The 20,127-nt window shown below is 57.7% G+C and carries 16 protein-coding genes; 11 read left to right on the plus strand and 5 right to left on the minus strand.

Annotated elements, in window-relative coordinates:
• Nucleotides 1–523 precede the first annotated feature (523 nt).
• Nucleotides 524–973 (minus strand): RrF2 family transcriptional regulator, encoded by a 450-nt coding sequence (locus ACXAEW_RS01430; RefSeq protein WP_474939606.1) that lies wholly within the window; start codon nt 971–973, stop codon nt 524–526.
• A 95-nt stretch (nt 974–1,068) separates the two neighbouring features.
• Between ACXAEW_RS01430 and ACXAEW_RS01435 the strand changes: the two genes are divergently transcribed.
• On the plus strand, nt 1,069–1,635 hold the full coding sequence (locus tag ACXAEW_RS01435; RefSeq protein WP_474939607.1) for a gamma-glutamylcyclotransferase family protein: 567 nt from the start codon (nt 1,069–1,071) through the stop codon (nt 1,633–1,635).
• Between the two features lie 68 nt (nt 1,636–1,703).
• Here ACXAEW_RS01435 and gltX read toward each other — a convergent pair whose 3' ends face one another.
• Nucleotides 1,704–3,029 (minus strand): glutamate--tRNA ligase, encoded by a 1,326-nt coding sequence (gene gltX / locus ACXAEW_RS01440; protein WP_474939608.1) that lies wholly within the window; start codon nt 3,027–3,029, stop codon nt 1,704–1,706.
• 417 nt (nt 3,030–3,446) lie between these two features.
• Between gltX and ACXAEW_RS01445 the strand changes: the two genes are divergently transcribed.
• Nucleotides 3,447–4,379, plus strand: coding sequence for an MBL fold metallo-hydrolase (locus ACXAEW_RS01445; RefSeq protein WP_474939609.1), 933 nt, complete (start codon nt 3,447–3,449; stop codon nt 4,377–4,379).
• Nucleotides 4,380–4,560: 181 nt separating this feature from the next.
• Here ACXAEW_RS01445 and ACXAEW_RS01450 read toward each other — a convergent pair whose 3' ends face one another.
• The gene (locus tag ACXAEW_RS01450) at nt 4,561–6,219 is read right to left on the minus strand and encodes an NAD+ synthase (protein ID WP_474939610.1); all 1,659 of its coding nucleotides are present in this window, start codon (nt 6,217–6,219) and stop codon (nt 4,561–4,563) included.
• A gap of 167 nt (nt 6,220–6,386) precedes the next feature.
• On the opposite strand from ACXAEW_RS01450, the gene ACXAEW_RS01455 reads away from it, so the two are divergent.
• Nucleotides 6,387–7,826 (plus strand): MORN repeat-containing protein, encoded by a 1,440-nt coding sequence (locus ACXAEW_RS01455; protein ID WP_474939611.1) that lies wholly within the window; start codon nt 6,387–6,389, stop codon nt 7,824–7,826.
• Nucleotides 7,827–7,894: 68 nt separating this feature from the next.
• Here the strand turns inward: ACXAEW_RS01455 and ACXAEW_RS01460 are convergent, their stop codons facing one another.
• Nucleotides 7,895–8,557 carry a pyridoxamine 5'-phosphate oxidase family protein gene (locus ACXAEW_RS01460; protein WP_474939612.1) on the minus strand — a complete coding sequence of 221 codons (663 nt, stop codon included), beginning with the start codon at nt 8,555–8,557 and terminating at the stop codon, nt 7,895–7,897.
• Between the two features lie 100 nt (nt 8,558–8,657).
• Between ACXAEW_RS01460 and pdxR the strand changes: the two genes are divergently transcribed.
• The 3 genes from pdxR (at nt 8,658) to ACXAEW_RS01475 (ending at nt 13,418) form a co-directional block, all read left to right on the plus strand.
• A complete protein-coding gene (gene pdxR, locus ACXAEW_RS01465) occupies nt 8,658–10,055 on the plus strand; it encodes a MocR-like pyridoxine biosynthesis transcription factor PdxR (RefSeq protein ID WP_474939613.1) in 1,398 nt (465 codons plus the stop codon).
• Nucleotides 10,056–10,265: 210 nt separating this feature from the next.
• Complete coding sequence (locus ACXAEW_RS01470) at nt 10,266–11,840, plus strand: 2-isopropylmalate synthase (protein ID WP_474939614.1); 1,575 nt, start codon at nt 10,266–10,268, stop codon at nt 11,838–11,840.
• Between the two features lie 153 nt (nt 11,841–11,993).
• Nucleotides 11,994–13,418 (plus strand): tetratricopeptide repeat-containing sulfotransferase family protein, encoded by a 1,425-nt coding sequence (locus ACXAEW_RS01475; RefSeq protein ID WP_474939615.1) that lies wholly within the window; start codon nt 11,994–11,996, stop codon nt 13,416–13,418.
• Nucleotides 13,419–13,434: 16 nt separating this feature from the next.
• Here the strand turns inward: ACXAEW_RS01475 and ACXAEW_RS01480 are convergent, their stop codons facing one another.
• Nucleotides 13,435–14,223, minus strand: a complete 789-nt coding sequence (locus ACXAEW_RS01480) for a 23S rRNA (adenine(2030)-N(6))-methyltransferase RlmJ (RefSeq protein WP_474939616.1) — start codon at nt 14,221–14,223, stop codon at nt 13,435–13,437.
• 257 nt (nt 14,224–14,480) lie between these two features.
• Here ACXAEW_RS01480 and ACXAEW_RS01485 point away from each other — a divergent pair, with 257 nt between their 5' ends.
• From ACXAEW_RS01485 to rodA, 5 genes are read left to right on the plus strand one after another with little or no spacing between them, the layout of a single operon-like run.
• A complete protein-coding gene (locus tag ACXAEW_RS01485; protein ID WP_474942978.1) occupies nt 14,481–15,527 on the plus strand; it encodes a rod shape-determining protein in 1,047 nt (348 codons plus the stop codon).
• 47 nt (nt 15,528–15,574) lie between these two features.
• Nucleotides 15,575–16,507: a rod shape-determining protein MreC gene (gene mreC / locus ACXAEW_RS01490; protein ID WP_474939617.1), complete on the plus strand. Its 933-nt coding sequence runs from the start codon at nt 15,575–15,577 to the stop codon at nt 16,505–16,507.
• The gene (locus ACXAEW_RS01495; RefSeq protein ID WP_474939618.1) at nt 16,500–17,036 is read left to right on the plus strand and encodes a rod shape-determining protein MreD; all 537 of its coding nucleotides are present in this window, start codon (nt 16,500–16,502) and stop codon (nt 17,034–17,036) included. The genes mreC and ACXAEW_RS01495 overlap by 8 nt, the downstream gene beginning before the upstream one ends.
• A complete protein-coding gene (mrdA, locus tag ACXAEW_RS01500) occupies nt 17,036–18,985 on the plus strand; it encodes a penicillin-binding protein 2 (protein WP_474939619.1) in 1,950 nt (649 codons plus the stop codon). Before ACXAEW_RS01495 ends, mrdA begins: the two co-directional genes overlap by 1 nt.
• Nucleotides 18,982–20,121, plus strand: coding sequence for a rod shape-determining protein RodA (rodA, locus tag ACXAEW_RS01505; protein ID WP_474939620.1), 1,140 nt, complete (start codon nt 18,982–18,984; stop codon nt 20,119–20,121). The genes mrdA and rodA overlap by 4 nt, the downstream gene beginning before the upstream one ends.
• Nucleotides 20,122–20,127: the final 6 nt, after the last annotated feature.

Here is a 20,127-nt window from a genome sequence, read left to right on the forward strand (position 1 = left end):
CAAAATCTTCCTGCGCCACCGCCTCAGTCCATTCCCAAATGCCCCAGCCTCTCCCAGGTGTCCCTCAGTCTTCCCTGAGCGCCAAGATCGTCTTTCCGACCCGTCACCACCGTCTCTCCGGTGTGTCCCGCAGCGTCTCCGCCGCGCCCCGTAGCGCCTCAGCGCCGCCGGTGAAGGGGGTTCTAGTCCCAACCCAAACCACCCGCAACCCCAAAATCACAAAAACATAAAAGAAATCAACAAAATCACAAAATAATAAACAATATCAACGGGATAACCCCCTCAAAAAATCCAAAACACACAAAACCACACCCCAAAACCAGACCAAAACCACCCAAAAACAACATAAGACCAAATAACTCACATACTTATCCACAGAAACAAAACATATGACCCAAAAGTCGAGTCGCGCGCATGAACAGAATCGAAAGCGCCGCCTCCAAATGGAGACGGCGTCAGAAGAGGGATGGACCAACTCCGAACCAGGAGATGGGTGTTTGAAGTCGGTTTACCCGCTTTAAACTCAGGCCCGTACGCAGGCGGCCGGGCGCAGGGCATCCATCATTTGGGTCGGATCGCAGATCAACGCATCCAGCGTCACCTCATCCAATGCCTGAAAGAAGGCCTGGGCCGCATCGGACAATGCCGTGCGCAGACGGCACACGTTCAGCTGCGGGCAGGTATTATCGCCATCCCCGAGACATTCGACGATTGGGACCGGTCCTTCGATCTGGCGGAAGACATCCCCGACACGGATCTCGCTGGCGGGGCGCGCCAAGGCAATCCCGCCGCGGCGGCCACGATGGGTATTCAGAAAACCACGCTGGCTCAGCTGATTGATGACCTGCGCCAGATGGTTCTCAGAGATCTTACAGCATTCGGCGATCTCGGCCTTGGTCACAAGGCGGTCGCTGTTGGCCGCACAATACATCAAAAGGCGAACGGCAATATTTGTGCGCTTGGTAATCCGCATGAATCATCTCCGGGTTGAGCAATGGGTGCAAAAAGGTTGCACAGCCCCGCAAAGGCCGGTTTGACATACATCAATAGAAACCGGAGAAACCTTACATGCAAAGTCCCTATTTCTTTGGATATGGCAGTCTTGTGAACGTGGAGACCCATACTTACGGCGATCCGCGCCCGGCCCGGCTGACTGGCTGGAAACGGGCATGGGTGCAAACAAGCCTGCGCGACCTGGCTTTTCTGACGGCTGTTGCAGACAAGAACACCGCGATTGACGGGCTGATTGCTGCCGTACCAAATGCCGATTGGGCCGCCCTTGACGAACGGGAATATGCTTATGGTCGCCTCCCCGCAAGCCAGGCCGTGCACCACGATCTGGCGGAAGATACGGATATTCAGGTTTATGCCGTGCCAGAAGCTGCGCAAAACAGCGCCACTCCCCCCTACCCGGTCTGGATCAGCTATCTGGATGTGGTGGTCCAGGGGTATCTGCGAGTCTTTGGCGACGAGGGTGTGGCCGCCTTCTTTGCCACAACAGACGGTTGGGACAGGCCGTTTATAGACGACCGCAGTGCCCCCCGCTATCCGCGTGCGCAGATCTTGACGCCCCGCGAGCAGGCCGTGGTTGACCACCACCTGGCGCGGACAGCTGCAATTCGTACGTCAACCTAGCCCCATCAAGACGCAAAAAAGGCACACTGGTTCAGCGCGCCTTTTTATCTTCCGGAACAAGCGAGCGATCAGCCGCGTGCGCGCACCACTTTCATCAAGGGCAAAAGCGCGCCCATGTCGGGGCCGCGTTCCATCCCGGTCACAGCTTTGCGAAGCGGCATGAACAGGCCTTTGCCTTTGCGCCCGGTTGCATCCTTGACCGCCGTGGTCCAGCTCTTCCAGCTGTCGGCGCCATAGGGACCTTCGGGCAGCAACTTCATCGCCTCGGCCACAAATTCCTTATCCTCCTCGGCAATCAGCGGCTCTGCGCCTTCCTGACACAGCGTCCACCACTGGGAAAGATCCGACAAGGTGGTGATGTTTTCGCGGGCAACGTCCCAGAAGGCAGCCTGTTGCTCGCCGGGAACGCCAAGCGCATCCAGTTCACCTTTTACATCCTCGGCGGATTGTGCCTGCAGATAGCGTGCGGTCAGCGGGAAGAGATCCTGCACGTCGAATTTCGTCGGCGCGGTGCCAAAACGGGAGACATCAAAGCCGTCGATCAGCTCAGCCATGTCAGTGCGCAGTTCAACCGGATCCGCAGAGCCCAGACGTGCCATCTGTGACAGAAGCGCCATCGGCTGAACACCATGTTCGCGCAGGTCACGCAGAGCAAGCGTGCCAAGGCGTTTGGACAGCGCCTCTCCCTGGGGACCGGTCAGCAGCGAATGGTGAGCAAATTCAGGGTGGCCAAAGCCCAGGGCTTCCATGATCTGGATCTGGGTTGCCGTATTTGTCACGTGATCAGAGCCACGCACAACATGGGTAACACCCATATCGGTATCATCCACAACAGACGCCAGCGTATAAAGGAACTGCCCGTCCCCGCGGATCAGAACCGGGTCCGAGACAGATGCCGCGTCAATCGAGGTATCCCCGCCGATGCCGTCCGCCCATTCGATACGGGTGTGGTTCAGCTTGAAACGCCAGACTCCGTCACCACGTTCGGCGCGCAGGGCTGCTTTTTCTTCATCGGACAAGTTCAGCGCAGCACGGTCATAGACCGGAGGCTTACCCATATTCAGTTGTTTCTTGCGCTTCAGATCCAGTTCGACCGGGGTTTCAAACGCCTCATAGAAGCGTCCGGCCTCACGCAGCTTGTTCGCTGCATCCACATACAGATCCAGACGTTCAGATTGACGTTCAACGCGGTCCCAGGTGAGGCCCAGCCATTCCAGGTCCTGTTTGATCGCATCGACATATTTTTCCTTGGAGCGCTCGGGATCAGTATCATCGATGCGCAGGATAAAGGTGCCGCCTGCCTTGCGGGCAATCAGATAGTTCATCAGCGCGGTGCGCAGATTGCCCACGTGAATATATCCGGTGGGCGACGGAGCAAATCGGGTGGTGGTCATCAAGCATCTCCTGTTGCGGTTTGCTCTGTCATATGCGGGATGATTTGTCCAGTTGAGCCGCCTTGGCACAACCACGCCTGTACAACTGAGGCTTTCGATCTGGCGCAACTGGGGCAGCCGTCGCGCCATACGGTCGTTTATTACCGCAGATGACCAAGAGTACATCAGGTCGAGGATACAGGCCGGAGCTTAATTAGTCCGCGCAGGCCCTTGCAACCAGCCCTCTCTGCCCCCTTGGGTATGATCGGCGTAAGTATGCACAAAAGACCAGAAATAGGTGATTAGAACGAGCGCCAGCAGGCGCTTATGAAACTGTAGCAAACCTCACGCGCTCGTCATCACGCTTTAGTCGCCACGGCCCTATAATAGACTAGGTTACACATGTTCGAATTCCCCCATTTGGAATGAGGTTCCATTATGTCGTTTAAACTTTCCCGCCGCGCCGCCCTTGGAGCAGCTGCAGCGCTGCCCCTGTCCATGGCAGCAACACCCCTTCTGGCCAAGGGCAACGTCACCCCAGCCAACAGCCCCATTGCGCGCAGCTTTGCCATTGGCAAGTTTGTCGTCACAACATTGCTTGATGGTTCAGCCGTGCGCGAAGACGCCATGAGCATTTTTGGTATCAGCACCACCGAGGAAGAATTCAAATCGGTCTCTGCCGCCAACTTTATCTCTGCCGATGCAGCGCAGTTCTATTTCACACCAACGCTGGTGGATACAGGATCCGAACTGGTGTTGTTTGACACCGGGCTTGGGAACGGCGGCATTCAGAAAGGTCTTGGTGAAGTTGGCGTGAGCCCGGAGCAGATCGACGTGGTGGTGATCACCCACATGCACCCGGACCACATCGGCGGGCTGATGACCGAAGGCAGCGCAACCTTCCCAAACGCGCGTTACGTTACGGCAGCAGCGGAATACGACTTCTGGGCAGGGTTTGACGAAACACACCGCGTGGGAGGGCTGGTGAAGAAAAACGTCACGCCCCTGGCGGAAAAGACTTCCTTCATCAAGGACGGAGACAGCGTTGTTTCCGGCATCACCGCTATTTCGGCGGCAGGCCACACGCCTGGTCACACTATCTATATGCTGGAAAGCGAAGGGCAGCAGCTTCTGCTGACTGCTGATATGGCCAATCACTACGTCTGGGCCTTCCAGAACCCGGACTGGGCGATCTCTTTTGATGGAGACAAGGATATGGCAGCCAAAACCCGCCGCAGAAACTTTGACATGCTGGCAGCAGACCGGATCCCGATGATTGGCTATCATATGCCCTTCCCGGGTATGGGATTTGTGGAAACGCGCGGGTCCGGGTTCCGGTTTGTCCCCGTTAGCTATCAATTCGCCATCTGACGCTTGCATCTGGTTGAGGGGGCGTCTCCCGCGCCCTCGGCCCCTGCCCGCCTGTTCGGCGGGCCCCGACCTCAGCCTTGGGCGTAGCGCCGCGCTTTGCGCGGCGCTACGCCCAACTGGCACAGGTTTGCGTGCAAACCGAAGCCGGGCGGGAGCTTTACCCCGTTGTTGGGTGACACCCTCAGTTTGGGGCCCGCCAGCGATTCACAATTGGGTAGCGACGGTCCAGCCAGAAAGCCCGCATGGTCAAACGCGCGCCTGGCGCGGATTGAAAACGCTTGTATTCGCTGATGTAGATCAGATGCTCGACACGTTTCGCCTCGGCCTGGTCGAACCCGGCGGCGACGCAGTCTTCAACGGAGCCATCCTGATCTACCAAGATCTCCAACATCGCATCCAGAACCGGGTAATCCGGCAGGCTGTCGCTGTCTTTCTGGTCATCCCGTAACTCGGCTGACGGGGGCTTGTCGATGACATTGGCCCGGATCACGTCTCCGGCTGGGCCCATCATCCAGTCGCGGTGATTGGCATTGCGCCAGCGGCATGTTTCAAACACCCGGGTCTTATAGAGGTCCTTGATCGGATTATACCCGCCGTTCATATCCCCGTAAATCGTGGCATAGCCCACTGCAACCTCGGACTTGTTTCCGGTGGTCAGGAGCATCTCGCCAAACTTATTGGACATGGCCATAAGAAGGAGGCCGCGCAGGCGGGACTGAATGTTTTCTTCGGTCAGATCCGCATCCCGACCGGCAAACAGCGGGGCAAGCGTATTGGTGATTGCCGCCCGTCCTTCTGAAATCGGCACGTAATCATAATGAACACCCAGCGCCTTGGCGACCGCTTCGGCGTCCGCCAGGGAGGCCGCCGAGGTATATTCTGATGGCAACATCACACAGCGGACGTTTTCCGCCCCGATCGCATCCACCGCAATAGCAGCAACAAGTGCCGAATCCACACCGCCTGAAAGTCCCAGAAGCACTTTGCCAAAGCCGCTTTTGCGCAGATAGTCGCGCAGGGCCTCGACCATCACCCGGTAATCCTGCTCCCACTCGTCGGGGATATGCGCCTTTTCACCGGCGCGCGCGCGCCAACCTTCTGCGGTACGTTCCAAATCCAGCTGAGTCACAGCTTCGTCAAACACCGGCATCTGCAAAGCCAGCTGACCGCCGGGGTTCAGAACAAAGGTGCCGCCGTCAAAAACCTGATCGTCCTGCCCACCAACCATATTGAGGTAAATCACCGGCAGTCCCGTTTCGACACTGCGCGCCACCATGTGGTTCTGCCGGACTTCCATTTTGTTACGGTAATAGGGCGAACCATTCGGAATCAGCAAAAACTCTGCCCCGGTTTCTTCGAGCGTTTCCGCCACATCCGAATGCCAGCCGTCTTCACAAATGGGCGATCCCACACGGGTTTCCCCAACAACATAGGGCCCACCAAGCTGACCCGCATCAAAGATCCGCACCTCGTCAAAAACAGTCTCATTGGGGAGGTGATATTTATAGACTTTGGACGCGATCTTGCCGCCCTTTAGAATCAAATAGGCGTTGTAAAGTTTGCCATCCTCAGCCCAGGGAGAGCCAATCGCCAGCGCCGGACCGTCGGCACACCGCGCGGCCAGTGCTTCCGCTTCCGCCATGGCAGCCTTGTGAAATGCGGGCTTCATGACAAGATCCTGAGCATTATACCCGATCAGGAACATTTCCGGCAGGGCCACAAGATCGGCCCCGGCAGCGCGCCCTTCCTCCCAGGCGGCAAAGGCTTTGGCCGCGTTGCCTGGGATGTCACCCACAGTAGGGTTCAACTGCGCAAGGGTAATGCGAAAACGATCAGCCATTCTTCTCTACACCTTTTCGGTCGTTCCCCATGCCATTTACCAGATCAGCCGCCAAGTGGAAGCCTGATGCGCAAAAGAGATTGCGACGCGCGTGGTGCTGGCATAGTTTTTGCCCAAGCATCGACAGCGGCCAGGCGCCGCGTCCCAAAAGGCAGGCAGAGGTTAACATGATCCGTATTGGCACATTCACCGCACTTTCGACCGTGCTGATACTCAGCGGTACCGCCTGGGCTCAGGACAGTGACGCGGTTCGAACCCAGGATGAAATTGGCGGCATCTATGAAGGTGCCTTCAAAGGTGGGCTTCAGCACGGAACCGGGACCTACACATTGCCAAACGGCTATGAGTATTCGGGCGAATGGGTCGAGGGAGAGATTCAGGGCAATGGAGTTGCCCGTTTCCCAAATGGTTCCATCTACGAAGGCCAGTTTGCAAATGGCAAACCCGAAGGTTTGGGCAAAATCACTTTTGCGGACGGCGGCACCTATGAGGGGGAATGGAAAGACGGTGTGATCAACGGTCAGGGTATCGCCGTCTATGCCAACGGGATGCGCTACGAGGGCGCCTTTGCCGATGGCAAACACCACGGCCACGGCACCATGACCAACCCGGACGGCTACCAATATTCCGGCAATTGGAGCGAGGGCCACAAGCAAGGCAAAGGCAAGATCCTGCAAGCCAATGGTGCGACCTATGAAGGTGACATCCGTGACGGCAAGCTGGATGGTTTTGGCAAACTGATACTGCCGGACGGTCTGATCTATGAAGGCGAATGGCTGAACGATCAGATGCATGGGCAAGGCAAGCTGACACTCCCCAACGGCGATGTTTACGAAGGGCCGCTGGTGGCTGGTCGGCGCCAGGGGCGCGGCAAGCTGAGCTATGCGGAAGGTTCCACCTACGAAGGGGATTTCGAGGACGACCTGCGACACGGAACAGGCACATTCACCGGTACTGATGGCTATTCTTATTCCGGCGCATGGTCTGGCGGTCAGATCGAAGGGATCGGAAAGGTCACATACCCGGACGGATCGATCTATGAAGGCGAGTTCCGGGCGGACCTGCCAGATGGTCAGGGCAAGGTGACCTACCCTGATGGGTCGTCCTATGAAGGAAGCTGGACCGCAGGGGTCATCGAAGGCGAAGGCACCTCGATCTATCCCAACGGTGTGACCTATATCGGGACTTTCAAAAACGCCAAACACGACGGAAGCGGCGTGATGACCTATTCCGACGGATATCGCTATGAAGGCGGCTGGAAAGACAACCTGCGCCATGGCGAGGCGGTTGTGACCTATGCAGATGGCTCTGTTTATACCGGAGGCTTTGTCGAGGGGCAGCGCCACGGCCGCGGCAAAATTGTGACCGTAGATGGCTTTAGCTATGACGGGGACTGGGATCAGGGCAAGATCACCGGCAAAGGTATCGCCCGTTACAGCAATGGCGACATCTATGAAGGCAGCTTCCTGAACGGAAAACGCCAGGGTCCGGGGGTGATCCGATATGCCAGCGGTCAGGAAGCCGCAGGAGATTGGGAAAACGGTGAGCTGGTGAAGGCACCAGAAGCCGAAGCAGCTGACACACCTGCCGAGGCAGTCAGCGAATAAAGACAGACAAAAGACAGACACAGGATTGTAAACCCGCCCGCCAAGACAGTCTTGGCGGGCAGTTTTGTTTATCCGATACGAATGCGGCTCAGGTGATCGGGTTGCGGGACGTCGATCTTGGTATCAGCGTCATCCACCGGTGGCTGCAGGGTCATGGACACCGGCACCACACCGGCCCAAATCGGCAGCGCATAGTCTTCCTCGTCATCCTTTGGGCCACCTGTGCGGATCTTTGCCGCCCCCTCGGAGATCGGCATGCGCATGACGGCCGTTGCCTTGAATTCCTGATCTGTCATGGGCCTCAGGGTCTCCCAACGGCCTGGAAACAACGCGTCAAACATCCGCTCCAGACTTGCCAAGGCGTGGTCACCATGGACCCGTTCAGCTGTTCCAAACAGCATGACCGACCGGAAATTGACCGAATGATGCATGGCGGACCGCGCCAGGACATAGCCATCCAGACAGGAAACACTCAGGCAAACGGGCTTGCCCTCCATCGCGCGCAAGGCCCGGCTGGCGGCGGAGCCATGCCAATAGACATAATCCCCTTCGCGCCACTGTAGGGTCGGCAAAACGGACGGGGCGCCGTCAATCTCATATGCGATATGGGCCATCGGAATGGCAGCCAGAACCGTGTCGATCGTCTCACGGTCAAAATGCCCCCGTTCATGCGCCCGGCGCAGTCGGCTGCGGTTTGTTTTCAGATCAGCTGTGTCGGTTGCACTAGACATGGCCTACTTCCTTGCTTGGTCTTTCGGAGTTCTGGAGCAGAAGTATTTCGGAAATGGTTCTTTCATAAGATCCAGTTTTGAACTATTTTTGCATACCAATATGCTTGATCTGTCTACGCTCCTCGATGCAGATGATTCTGCTCCGATCTATGTGCAACTGGCCAAAGCGCTGCGCCGCGCAATTGCGGATGGGCGCATTGCAGAGGACGCACGCCTGCCCTCTTCGCGGGCGCTGGCGCAGGACCTCGGCATTTCACGCAGCACCGTTATCCAGACCTATGACCAACTTGCCGCCGAGGGGTATTTGGTGGCGCGTCGGGGTGCAGGCATGTTTGTGGCAGACATTGCACCGCTTGCAGATGTTTCCGACGCACCGGCGCCAATACGGAAGACAGAAGCGCCCGGCACGGATCGCCCAAAGCTACTGCGCCCAGGAGAGCCTGACCCGCACCTGTTCCCCACACGCGCCTGGGCCCGAACACTGGCACGCGCCGCCCGCACCACACCCAAGGCGCTTTGTGCACTCAGCGATCCGTTTGGCGATGACATGCTGCGCAGTGAGATCGCCGCATATCTGCACCGCTGGCGCGGTGTAGCCTGTGGACCAGAGCAGATTGTAGTGACCTCTGGCGCGCGCGAAGCCCTTGAACTGGCAATGGAACTTGTGATCGAAGACGGAGATATCGGGCTTGAAACCCCGGGATTTCCGCCCCTGCACCGGTACGCGGTCACACGGGGATGGCAGGTTCGTTGGTTAAGGCCAAGCGCAAGCGGCCCCGAATTGCCCGCGCAGCTGGCCAAAGCCACGGTACTCACGCCGTCGCATCAATTCCCATTGGGCGGCGCATTACCTGTGGCCGCCCGCCGCGCTTTTCTGGCGGCTGCGGCAGCGCAGAACACCTGGTTGATCGAGGATGATTTCGACAGCGAGTTCCGATATGCGGGTCAGCCCCTGCCTGCGATGGCCGGGATGGATCAAGTTGGCCGGTGTCTTTATGTGGGGACCTTTTCCAAGACGTTCTCACATGCGATCCGGTTGGGCTACCTTGTCCTGCCTCCGGCTCTGGTCAGCAAAATGCGCGACAGGTTTATTCATCCCAGTGCAGGCGCAGGCGTCACAGCGCAGCGCCCCATGGCCATGTTCATGGCAGAAGGCCAATATGACCGCCATATCCGCCGCACCCGCAGGCAATATGCGACGCGTTATGCAGCGGCCGTGGATGCGCTGCGATTGTGGCCAGAGCCCTGGGGGTATTTCCGACACCACCGTGCCGGAATGCAGATCGCCTTTCATCTGGCCAAAGGAACCGACGACCGCGCAATCTGTCACGCCGCCGCCGGGCAGGGCTTTGCGGTGCAACCTCTGTCGCTTTTTGATCCCCAGGGGAAGGCATCCGGCATATTGATCGGATTTTGCACCACAGACGCCGCAGAGATCCCGCCTCTGATTGACCAACTGGGCCGTCACGTCGCGCGCGTGATTGATCCTGCGTTTTGACCCTTTTCATTTGCTGCGTCCCCTGTATAAATCGGCACATGACTAAGCGCGCAGATATCCCCAAAGCCGACACCGCCTTTTGCGGTGCGCTCTCGCGCGGCCTACTGCTCCTAATCCGCCTCTGAGCGTGCCATTCGGCGCGCCCGCTCAGAGGGTTTGGATTGCGCGCCAGAAATGGATTTTAGGACAGAGACACAGAAAGCTACCGACATGACAACTGCATCTGACAAAGATCGCGTATTGATCTTCGACACCACTCTGCGTGACGGCGAACAAAGCCCGGGCGCGACCATGACCCACGACGAGAAGCTGGAAATTGCCGAGCTTCTGGACGATATGGGCGTCGACATTATCGAAGCCGGGTTCCCGATCGCCTCAGAAGGCGACTTCCGTGCGGTGTCCGAGATCTCGGAACGCTCAAAGAACGCCACCATCTGCGGTCTGGCGCGTGCCAACTTCAAAGACATCGACCGCTGCGCCGAAGCGGTGCGCAAATCGGCCCGCCCGCGCATTCACACCTTTATCGGCACCTCGCCGCTGCACCGCGCCATTCCGAACCTCACCATGGATGAGATGGCCGACAAGATCCATGAAACCGTGTCCCATGCCCGCAATCTGGTGGACAATGTCCAATGGTCCCCGATGGATGCGACCCGGACCGAGTGGGATTACCTGTGCCGCGTGATCGAGATTGCGATCAAAGCCGGTGCCACCACCATCAATATCCCTGACACCGTCGGCTACACCGCACCGGTGGAAAGCGCCGACCTGATCAAGCGGCTGATCGAGACCGTGCCGGGTGCCGATGACGTGATCTTTGCCACCCATTGCCACAATGACCTCGGCATGGCGACCGCCAATGCGCTGGCGGCTGTTGCGGGCGGCGCCCGCCAGATCGAATGCACCATCAACGGTCTTGGCGAACGGGCCGGCAATACGGCGCTGGAAGAGGTGGTAATGGCCCTCAAGGTGCGCGGCGACATTATGCCCTTCACCACCGGGATCGACACCCAAAAGATCATGCATATCTCCCGCCGCGTTTCGACCGTCTCGGGGTTTGTGGTCCAGCCGAACAAAGCGATCGTCGGCAAGAACGCCTTTGCCCATGAAAGCGGCATCCACCAGGACGGCATGCTGAAGAACAAGGAAACCTTTGAGATCATGCGCCCCGAAGATGTGGGCCTGTCGGGCACATCGCTGCCGCTGGGCAAACATTCTGGCCGGGCTGCGCTGCGCGACAAGCTCAGCCAGCTGGGGTATGAGATCGGTGACAACCAGTTGAAGGACCTGTTTGTTCGTTTCAAAGAGTTGGCGGATCGCAAGAAAGAAGTGCTGGACGATGACATCATCGCCCTGATGCGGTTAAGCGAGAATGCCGAAGAGGATCACCTGCAGCTGGTCTCCATGAAAGTGGTCTGTGGCACAGGCGGCCCGGCCGAAGCCACGGTTGAAATGGAAGTGGACGGCAAGGACGTCAGCGCGACCTGTGAGGGAGATGGCCCTGTTGACGCCGCATTCAAAGCGATCCGCAAGATCCACCCGAACACGGCACGCCTGCAGCTCTATCAGGTGAGCGCCGTCACGGCTGGCACAGATGCCCAGGCAACGGTTACGGTACGCCTCGCTGAGGAAGGAACCATTGCAACCGGCGAAAGCGCCAATACCGACACGGTTGTGGCATCCGCCAAGGCCTATATTCACGCGCTGAACCGTTTGATCGTGCGCCGCGAAAAAATCGGCGAAGGCGTCGACGAACGCGAGATCTCGTACAAAGACGTGCACTAAGCACAAGTTGACACCAAATTGGGCGCTTCATCAGAGCGCCCAATTTCTTTCTCTGCGGTCGGCTCTCTTTCTCAGACCGCTTGTGACATTTTTTAAGACAATCCTAAAATTGTCGCCCTACGCTCCGGGCTGCCAAGGGCACGTGGAGGTAACATGTCACACGCAGCACTCGAAAAACTGCCAGCACATTTCGATATCGAGACTTATCTTAGCTTCGCCAACGAAGGCCGCTACCGGGCTGCTTTTTCATACCTTCAGCCCCTTGTCGCACAGGATCCTGAAAACCCAGACCTTTTGGAAGCCGTGTCTGAATGTTACTGGCAGCTTGGCATGAAAGAACGGTCGCTGTCTGTATTGCAGATGGTGGTTCAGATGCGCCCTGACAGGCAACAGAATATCTACTGTTTGGCAGGCCGGCTAGGCCAGATCGGCAGGCTTGACGACGCCAAAGCTATCTATCACGCGCTTATTCAGGATCACCCAAACAAGGTCGACGCCTATATCGGCCTGACATTTGTGGACGATCTACAACCAGACAGTCCGGTGGTGGAACGGCTTCGCCATTTTTTGATGGACAGCACTCTGTCTCGTAAGGATCGGTACACTTTGCTGACAGCCTTGGGGCACATTCTGAAGACGCAAAACCCGGATGAGGCATTTGAATATTTCGCGCAATCAAATGCCCTGCAGGAGACCCCCTATTCCCCTACTGAGATCGAAGAACAGGTCGACGCACAAATAAAGGCATTCGACCCACCCGTTGTAATTGCCTCTCCTCCGCAAGGGGCTGTGCCACAGTTCGCATTTATTGTTGGCTTGCCGCGTTCGGGAACAACCCTTCTGGATGCTATGCTTTCCTGCCATCGCGAAATCGCAAGCACGGACGAAAGCAGAGCACTTTTTAGCGCCCGAAAGATGGCGCAGGCTTTATCCCAGCTCCAAGATGGAGATCAGCCGTCGGATTTCTGGTCCTGGACAAATTCCGTAGAACAATCAGTTCTAGAGCAGGCGCGGACCAGCTTCTTTTCAAACATCCATCTGCCCATTGGTGCCACGCCAAGCCTCGTCATCAACAAGCTGCCCCACAACCGCTTTGAGCTTGGATTTGCGCAGATGATTCTACCGCAAAGCCGGTCCATCTTTCTGACACGTCATCCTTTGGACGTTGGCCTGTCGCTTTTTACGACAAACCTGAAAGATGGCTATGAATATACGCGCAGGTTCGAGTGGATCGGTCATATGATCCGACAAACCTACCGCAGCCTGGACGACTTCCAATCCAAGCTCGGCAGCAGTTTGCGGGTTCAGTCCTACAGGGCCTTGGTAACTGATACAGAAACGCAGATGCGGGCCATTCTCAGCCATCTCGGCATGGATTGGGACCCGGCATGCCTGACGCCGGAGCAATCGGAACACGCGATGGTGACAGCTTATGCCCATCGGGTCCGTGCCGGAGTAAACGCCTCCGGTCTTGGAAAATGGAAAAACTTTGAAAAGCAGCTTGCACCGCTGGTTGAAGCGCTTGGCGGATGGGACTGGATCAGGGACTGGGAAGAAAAAGACGCTGACCGGGGCTAATGGGAGCTTACCCGCGCTACCGGAGCTGCGTGAACAACTTGTCCAGATCGGCCATCTGACTGTCGATCCCATAAGGGGCATTGATGATGAACATGCCTGATCCGATCATCCCGTGGCCCTCTCGTGCGGCCGGGAAGCGGACTTCGTGGCGGCAGGCACCTGGCAAGCTCTGATGTTCCAGCGCGTTTACCATTGCCTCGTGACGTCCATCGCGCAGGATCGGATACCACAGCGCGATGATGCCGACATTCCACTTTTTATGGACCTTAGCAATACTCCCCGGCAAGCGGGCGTATTCGGTCTTCACCTCATAACTCGGGTCAATCAGCAGCATGCCCCGGCGGGGAGTGGGCGGCGCAAGTGACACCGCCAGCTCATATCCATCCTGCTTGTGCACTTTGGCCCGATGCCCCTTGAGCGCGGCGCGCAAGGCCGCATTTTCCTGCGGGTGAAGTTCTGCAAAATGCAGGCTGTCTTGCACCCGTAAAAGCGACGCGGCAATCAAAGGCGATCCCGGATAGGCCGAAGCTCCATGCTGGTTGCGCACATCTGCAAGCGTTGTCATCAAAGGATGTTCTGCTGGCAGAATTCCCGTGTTGACCACACGTTCGACACCTGCCGCCGCCTCACCCGTTTTGACCGCCTCTGGCGCATCCAGATGATAAAGCCCCCGGCCCGCATGGGTCTCCATATAGGTCAGGGGTTTGTCCTTTTGGGTCAAATAGGACAGCATGAAGGCAAGCAACGCGTGTTTTTGAACGTCCGCCAGATTGCCTGCGTGGTAGATGTGTTGATACGACAGCATACCCCCCTCTACCGCCTTAGCCCGCGCGAAGAAATGGAAAACTGCTGAGTTTTTACGCGAATCTGACACCCTTTTGGTGCCGAAAGGCGCGCTCTATCCCCTTTGCTGCCAAGTCAAATCTCGGATGCAAGCGAAAAGGCGCTGTTGCAACCGATTCCAGTCTTTCGCGCGCAGGCCGCGCCGCTTATAAGATCACAATGCAACTCTCCAATGTGGGAGTCGGCGCGCAACTGCAGCACTTACAGGATCCCGACTATATGGCGTTCTTCGGAAATCTAGGCGGTCTGTTCACTTCGGACATGGCCATCGACCTTGGCACCGCAAATACCCTTGTTTACGTCAAAGGACGCGGCGTGATCCTGTCAGAGCCATCGGTAGTGGCTTATCACGTAAAAGATGGCGTAAAGAAAGTGCTGGCCGTTGGCGAGGATGCAAAGCTCATGCTGGGCCGGACACCGGGTTCAATCGAAGCGATCCGTCCCATGCGCGAAGGTGTGATTGCGGATTTTGACACTGCGGAAGAGATGATCAAACACTTCATCCGCAAAGTGCACAAACGCTCCACCTTCTCAAAACCCAAGATCATTGTCTGCGTGCCTCATGGGGCAACACCGGTTGAAAAACGTGCGATCCGCCAATCGGTTCTTTCCGCAGGTGCACGCCGTGCCGGATTGATCGCGGAACCGATTGCAGCAGCCATTGGTGCCGGGATGCCGATCACGGATCCAACCGGCAACATGGTGGTCGACATCGGCGGTGGTACAACCGAAGTTGCGGTGCTGTCCCTTGGCGACATCGTTTACGCGCGTTCGGTGCGTGTAGGTGGAGACCGGATGGATGAGGCGATTATCTCTTACCTGCGACGTCAACAGAACCTGTTGGTTGGTGAAGCCACGGCTGAGCGGATCAAAACTTCAATCGGCACAGCGCGGATGCCGGACGACGGCCGCGGCCAGTCGATGCAGATCCGTGGCCGTGACCTGCTGAACGGTGTGCCCAAGGAAATTGAAATCAGCCAAGCTCAGGTTGCCGAAGCTCTGGCTGAGCCGGTGCAGCAGATCTGCGAAGCCGTAATGACCGCACTGGAAACCACACCACCGGATCTGGCGGCGGACATCGTGGACCGTGGCGTTATGCTGACCGGCGGCGGTGCGCTTCTTGGGGATCTGGATCTGGCGTTGCGCGAACAGACAGGACTGGCTGTTTCCATCGCCGATGAAAGCCTGAATTGCGTGGCGCTTGGCACCGGTAAGGCGCTTGAGTTTGAAAAGCAACTGGCCCACGCAATCGACTATGACAGCTGAGGCACCGGCCCTTTAAACAGGGCTGGGTCATTCCCGAAAGGAATATTGTGTCCCGAGACCGGACTCAGCGTGAAGACTATACCACCCCGCTGCGCCGCCTGCTCATCGGGATATTGTGTTTGTGCCTTGCCGCCATTTTTCTGGTTTGGCGGATCGACAACCCGCGCGTAGAACGGTTTCGCGCTCAGGTGATCGACCGTTTTGTGCCAAATATGGATTGGGCAATGGCACCGGTCACGGGCACCATTAATCTGCTGCGTGACTTTCAAAGCTACCAACGCCTGTCAGAGCAGAACCAGGAGCTGCGCTCAGAACTGCGCCAGATGCGCGCGTGGAAAGAGGCAGCACTGCAACTGGAACAGGAAAATGCACGCCTGCTGGATCTGAACAACGTCCGCCTGGACCCGCGCCTGACATATATCACCGGTGTGGTTATGGCCGACAGCGGTTCTCCGTTCCGGCAGTCGGTGTTGCTGAATGTCGGTTCGCGCGACGGCATTCAAGATGGCTGGGCGGCGATGGACGGGATCGGTCTTGTTGGGCGCATTTCGGGCACCGGACGCAATACAGCCAGGGTTATCCTGCTTACAGATACGGCAATGGCGGTTCCTGCGACCATCCAGCCATCGGGGCAAACCGCTTTGGTTACTGGCGACAATACAGCCGCGCCGGTGCTGAATTTCCTAGAAAACCAAGACCTTGTCAGACCAGGTGACCGGGTAGTGACATCCGGGGACGGAAGCGTTTTCCCGGCTGGGCTGCTGATCGGGCAAGTTGCCCAAGACCCCACAGGCCGTCTGAGGGTGCGCCTGTCTGCGGATTACGAACGCTTGGAATTTCTACGTGTTCTGCGCCACCACGGCACCGAGGTGATCACGGACCCAGGCGCGCTGGTTGTGCCAAATCCCGGAGCGACCACCCCACGGGAGCGCCCCGACAGCCTGGACGATCTGGTTCAGGACGAGGGCAACAATGGCTAGCGGACGGCGCGCAAAGGCCTGGCTGATGCGGGGAGTGTTTTCTTTGCTCGCCCTGGCAATTATTTTTTTCCAGCTTTTGCCTCTGGAGACATTACCACGCAAATGGGCTCCACCCGATCTCATCATGGGGTTTGCCTTTGTCTGGTCCCTGCGGCGACCGGATTACGTGCCTGCTTTCCTGGTGGCTGCAATTGTACTGCTCACGGATTTGTTGTTTCAGCGCCCGCCGGGGCTTTTGGCGGTTCTGGTTGTCCTGGCCTGCGAAGCTCTGAAGTCCCGCGTGCTTGCACAGCGTGAAACCACTTTTGCCGCAGAATGGTTCGAAGTCGCTCTGACTGTGGCAGCGGTCACCGCTTTGGATCGCATAATTTTGAACATAACAGGCGTTGCGCAAGCGGCTTTGACGCTGACATTAATCCAGATGATCATGACAATTGCCGCCTACCCGATTCTGGTTGCCATCAGCCAAAGCGTATTTGGCGTGCGCAAACTCACTCCTGTCGAAGCTGATGCCATAGGAGCCCGCTAATGAAACGCACCCCACAGGAACAGGACGGATCACATCGCATCTTCACCCGACGCGCTTTGCTGCTGGGGGGAACGCAGCTGGCCTTTGCCGGTGGTCTGGCGATGCGGATGCGTTTTTTGCAGGTGGATCAAGCGGATCAGTTTCGCCTGCTGGCCGAAGAAAACCGGATCAAGTTCCAGCTGATCCCCCCCGCGCGGGGCGAGATTTTTGATCGCAGCGGAATGATCCTTGCGCGCAACACGCCGTCTTATCGGATAAACATTGTCCCCGAAGACGCAGGCGACGTAGAAAAGGTCATCCACGATCTGGGCCTGCTCATTGATCTGGACCCGGACGATCTGGAGCGCGCGCGGACTGAAATGCGTCGCAATCGCAATGCCCCTTTCCGGCCGATCACCTTGGCAGATCAGATCAATTGGGAAGACATCTCCAAAGTGGCGGTGAACGCCCCGGCCCTGCCTGGCATTTCCACCGAAATCGGTCTTTTGCGCAGTTACCCGATGATGAGCAGCCTCGCTCATGTGGTGGGGTATGTAGGGCCTGTTTCGGACTATGACCTGAGCCAGATCGACGACCCGGAACCCATTCTGAAGGAACCCCGTTTCCAGATCGGCAAGGTCGGTTTTGAGGCCAAACGCGAGGATGTTCTGCGTGGCAAGGCAGGAACCAAACAGGTGGAAGTCAACGCCGCAGGCCGCGTGATGCGCGAACTCAGCCGCCGGGAAGGCGAAGCCGGTGCTGACATGCAGCTGACCATTGATGCCGAGCTGCAAAGCTATGTTCAAGCGAGGCTGGGGAACGAAAGCGCAGCCGCCGTCGTGATCGACTGTGAGAACGGTGATTTGGCCGCGATCTGCTCCTCTCCGAGTTTTGACCCGAATCTCTTTGTACGCGGGATTTCAGTTGCGGATTATCGCCTGCTGACCCAGGACCCCTATCGCCCTCTGGCCAATAAAACCGTGCAGGGTGTCTACCCACCCGGTTCAACCTTCAAAATGGTGGTTGCGATGGCCGCCTTGGAGGCCGGTTTGATCGGCACAGAGGATACCGTCTGGTGTCCCGGCCATCTGGAAGTTGCTGGCCGTCGGTTTCACTGCTGGAAACGCGCGGGACATGGGCATGTGAACCTGAACGGGTCGCTCAAAGGATCCTGTGACATCTACTATTACGATCTGGCACTGAAAGTGGGGATCGACAAGATTTCAGAAATGGCCAACCGGTTTGGTCTGGGCGTACGCCATGATCTGCCGATGTCCGCCGTGGCAACCGGGCTTACCCCGAACAAAGCCTGGAAAGCGCGCGTCCACCAACAGGACTGGCGCCTGGGGGACACAGTAAACGCCTCCATTGGCCAAGGGTATATGCTGGCGTCCCCTATGCAGCTGGCTGTCATGTCAGCCCGGCTGGCCACAGGACGGGCGGTCACGCCCCGTCTGATACGGTCTATTGACGGGATTGAACAGCCATCCGGCGCCGGCGAGTCCCTTGGTCTGAACGAGAACAACCTGCGTGTTGTGCGCAAAGGTATGTATTCTGTCAGCAACGAGCGGCGCGGCACGGCCTATCGCAACCGGATTGTGTCAGAGGGCATGCGGATGGCCGGCAAAACAGGTACAAGTCAGGTCCGCAACATTACCGCCGCCGAACGGGCCGCCGGGGTGATCCGAAACGAGGACCTGCCCTGGGAGCGCCGGGACCACGCGCTGTTTGTTTGTTTTGCCCCCTATGACAACCCAAAATATGCGGTTTCGGTTGTGGTGGAACACGGCGGCGGCGGCTCCAAAGCGGCAGCCCCAATTGCGCGCGATGTCTTGTTGCAGGCACTGTATGGCGGCACGCCGCCGCTGGATGCCTACCCCAAAGCGGATCGCAGCCGCATTCAGGCACAACAGGAACGCCTGTCCCGAGAGATATTGAAAGCGCGGCACAGCGGGAGCGACCAGGCATGAGCTATCTCGCCTATCACGCAAAGTCCACGCCGACCGGCCTACGCAAGATCCTATACCTGAACTGGCCGCTGGTCCTGCTGCTGGCAACTGTGGCCAGTGTGGGCTTCCTGATGCTCTATTCCGTGGCAGGAGGCGACTTTTCTCCATGGGTGGAGCCGCAATTCAAACGCTTCCTTTTGGGGATGGCGGTCATGCTGGTCGTTGCACTTGTGCCGATCTGGTTCTGGCGCAACGTTTCTGTGGTTGCCTATCTTGGCTCTTTTGCGTTGCTTCTGGCAGTAGAGTTCTTTGGGACTGTCGGCATGGGCGCGCAACGCTGGATCGACATTGGGTTCATGCGGCTGCAACCATCGGAACTGATGAAGATTACCTTGGTGATGCTCTTGGCCGCCTATTACGATTGGCTGCCACAGGAACGCACCTCCCGGCCTTTCTGGGTGCTTCTGCCCGTTGCGATTATCCTTATCCCCACAGCACTTGTTCTGAAACAGCCTGACCTCGGCACCTCGATCCTGCTCATGGCTTCGGGCGGAGGGGTGATGTTCCTGGCCGGGGTGCACTGGGCCTATTTCGCCGCTGTGATCTCGGGCGCGGTGGGGTTGGTTGCCACTGTTTTCCAAAGCCGTGGAACAGAGTGGCAGTTGATCAAGGATTACCAGTTCCGCCGGATTGATACCTTTCTTGACCCATCGCAGGATCCCCTGGGGGCCGGATATCACATCACACAATCCAAAATCGCCCTGGGGTCTGGCGGATGGTCCGGGCGTGGCTTTATGCAGGGCACCCAATCGCGTCTGAACTTCCTACCGGAGAAACACACAGACTTTATCTTTACGACCCTGGCCGAGGAGTTCGGATTTATCGGCGGGTTCACCCTGCTCACGATTTATATGCTGATCATTGTCTTCTGCATTGCCGCAGCAATCGCCACCAAAGACCGGTTTTCATCCCTGGTCACCATGGGCATTGCCCTGACGTTCTTCCTGTTCTTTGCCGTGAACATGTCGATGGTCATGGGACTTGCGCCGGTTGTTGGCGTGCCTTTGCCGATGGTGTCCTATGGCGGGTCAGCAATGCTGGTGCTTCTGGCCGCATTCGGGCTGGTTCAAAGCGCCAACATTCACCGCCCGCGTTAAAGAAGG

The organism is Epibacterium sp. ABZ3_068 (assembly GCF_056159265.1).

What these genes read in the sequence shown, in the direction of transcription:
- ACXAEW_RS01445 (WP_474939609.1), top strand. Translation starts at nt 3,447, where the DNA reads ATGTCGTTTAAACTTTCCCGCCGCGCCGCCCTTGGAGCAGCTGCAGCG.
- rodA (WP_474939620.1), top strand. Translation starts at nt 18,982, where the DNA reads ATGAGCTATCTCGCCTATCACGCAAAGTCCACGCCGACCGGCCTACGC.
- ACXAEW_RS01460 (WP_474939612.1), bottom strand. Translation starts at nt 8,557, where the DNA reads ATGTCTAGTGCAACCGACACAGCTGATCTGAAAACAAACCGCAGCCGA.
- ACXAEW_RS01495 (WP_474939618.1), top strand. Translation starts at nt 16,500, where the DNA reads ATGGCTAGCGGACGGCGCGCAAAGGCCTGGCTGATGCGGGGAGTGTTT.
- ACXAEW_RS01470 (WP_474939614.1), top strand. Translation starts at nt 10,266, where the DNA reads ATGACAACTGCATCTGACAAAGATCGCGTATTGATCTTCGACACCACT.
- gltX (WP_474939608.1), bottom strand. Translation starts at nt 3,029, where the DNA reads ATGACCACCACCCGATTTGCTCCGTCGCCCACCGGATATATTCACGTG.
- ACXAEW_RS01455 (WP_474939611.1), top strand. Translation starts at nt 6,387, where the DNA reads ATGATCCGTATTGGCACATTCACCGCACTTTCGACCGTGCTGATACTC.
- ACXAEW_RS01485 (WP_474942978.1), top strand. Translation starts at nt 14,481, where the DNA reads ATGGCGTTCTTCGGAAATCTAGGCGGTCTGTTCACTTCGGACATGGCC.
- pdxR (WP_474939613.1), top strand. Translation starts at nt 8,658, where the DNA reads ATGCTTGATCTGTCTACGCTCCTCGATGCAGATGATTCTGCTCCGATC.
- ACXAEW_RS01450 (WP_474939610.1), bottom strand. Translation starts at nt 6,219, where the DNA reads ATGGCTGATCGTTTTCGCATTACCCTTGCGCAGTTGAACCCTACTGTG.
- mrdA (WP_474939619.1), top strand. Translation starts at nt 17,036, where the DNA reads ATGAAACGCACCCCACAGGAACAGGACGGATCACATCGCATCTTCACC.
- ACXAEW_RS01480 (WP_474939616.1), bottom strand. Translation starts at nt 14,223, where the DNA reads ATGCTGTCGTATCAACACATCTACCACGCAGGCAATCTGGCGGACGTT.
- ACXAEW_RS01430 (WP_474939606.1), bottom strand. Translation starts at nt 973, where the DNA reads ATGCGGATTACCAAGCGCACAAATATTGCCGTTCGCCTTTTGATGTAT.
- ACXAEW_RS01435 (WP_474939607.1), top strand. Translation starts at nt 1,069, where the DNA reads ATGCAAAGTCCCTATTTCTTTGGATATGGCAGTCTTGTGAACGTGGAG.
- ACXAEW_RS01475 (WP_474939615.1), top strand. Translation starts at nt 11,994, where the DNA reads ATGTCACACGCAGCACTCGAAAAACTGCCAGCACATTTCGATATCGAG.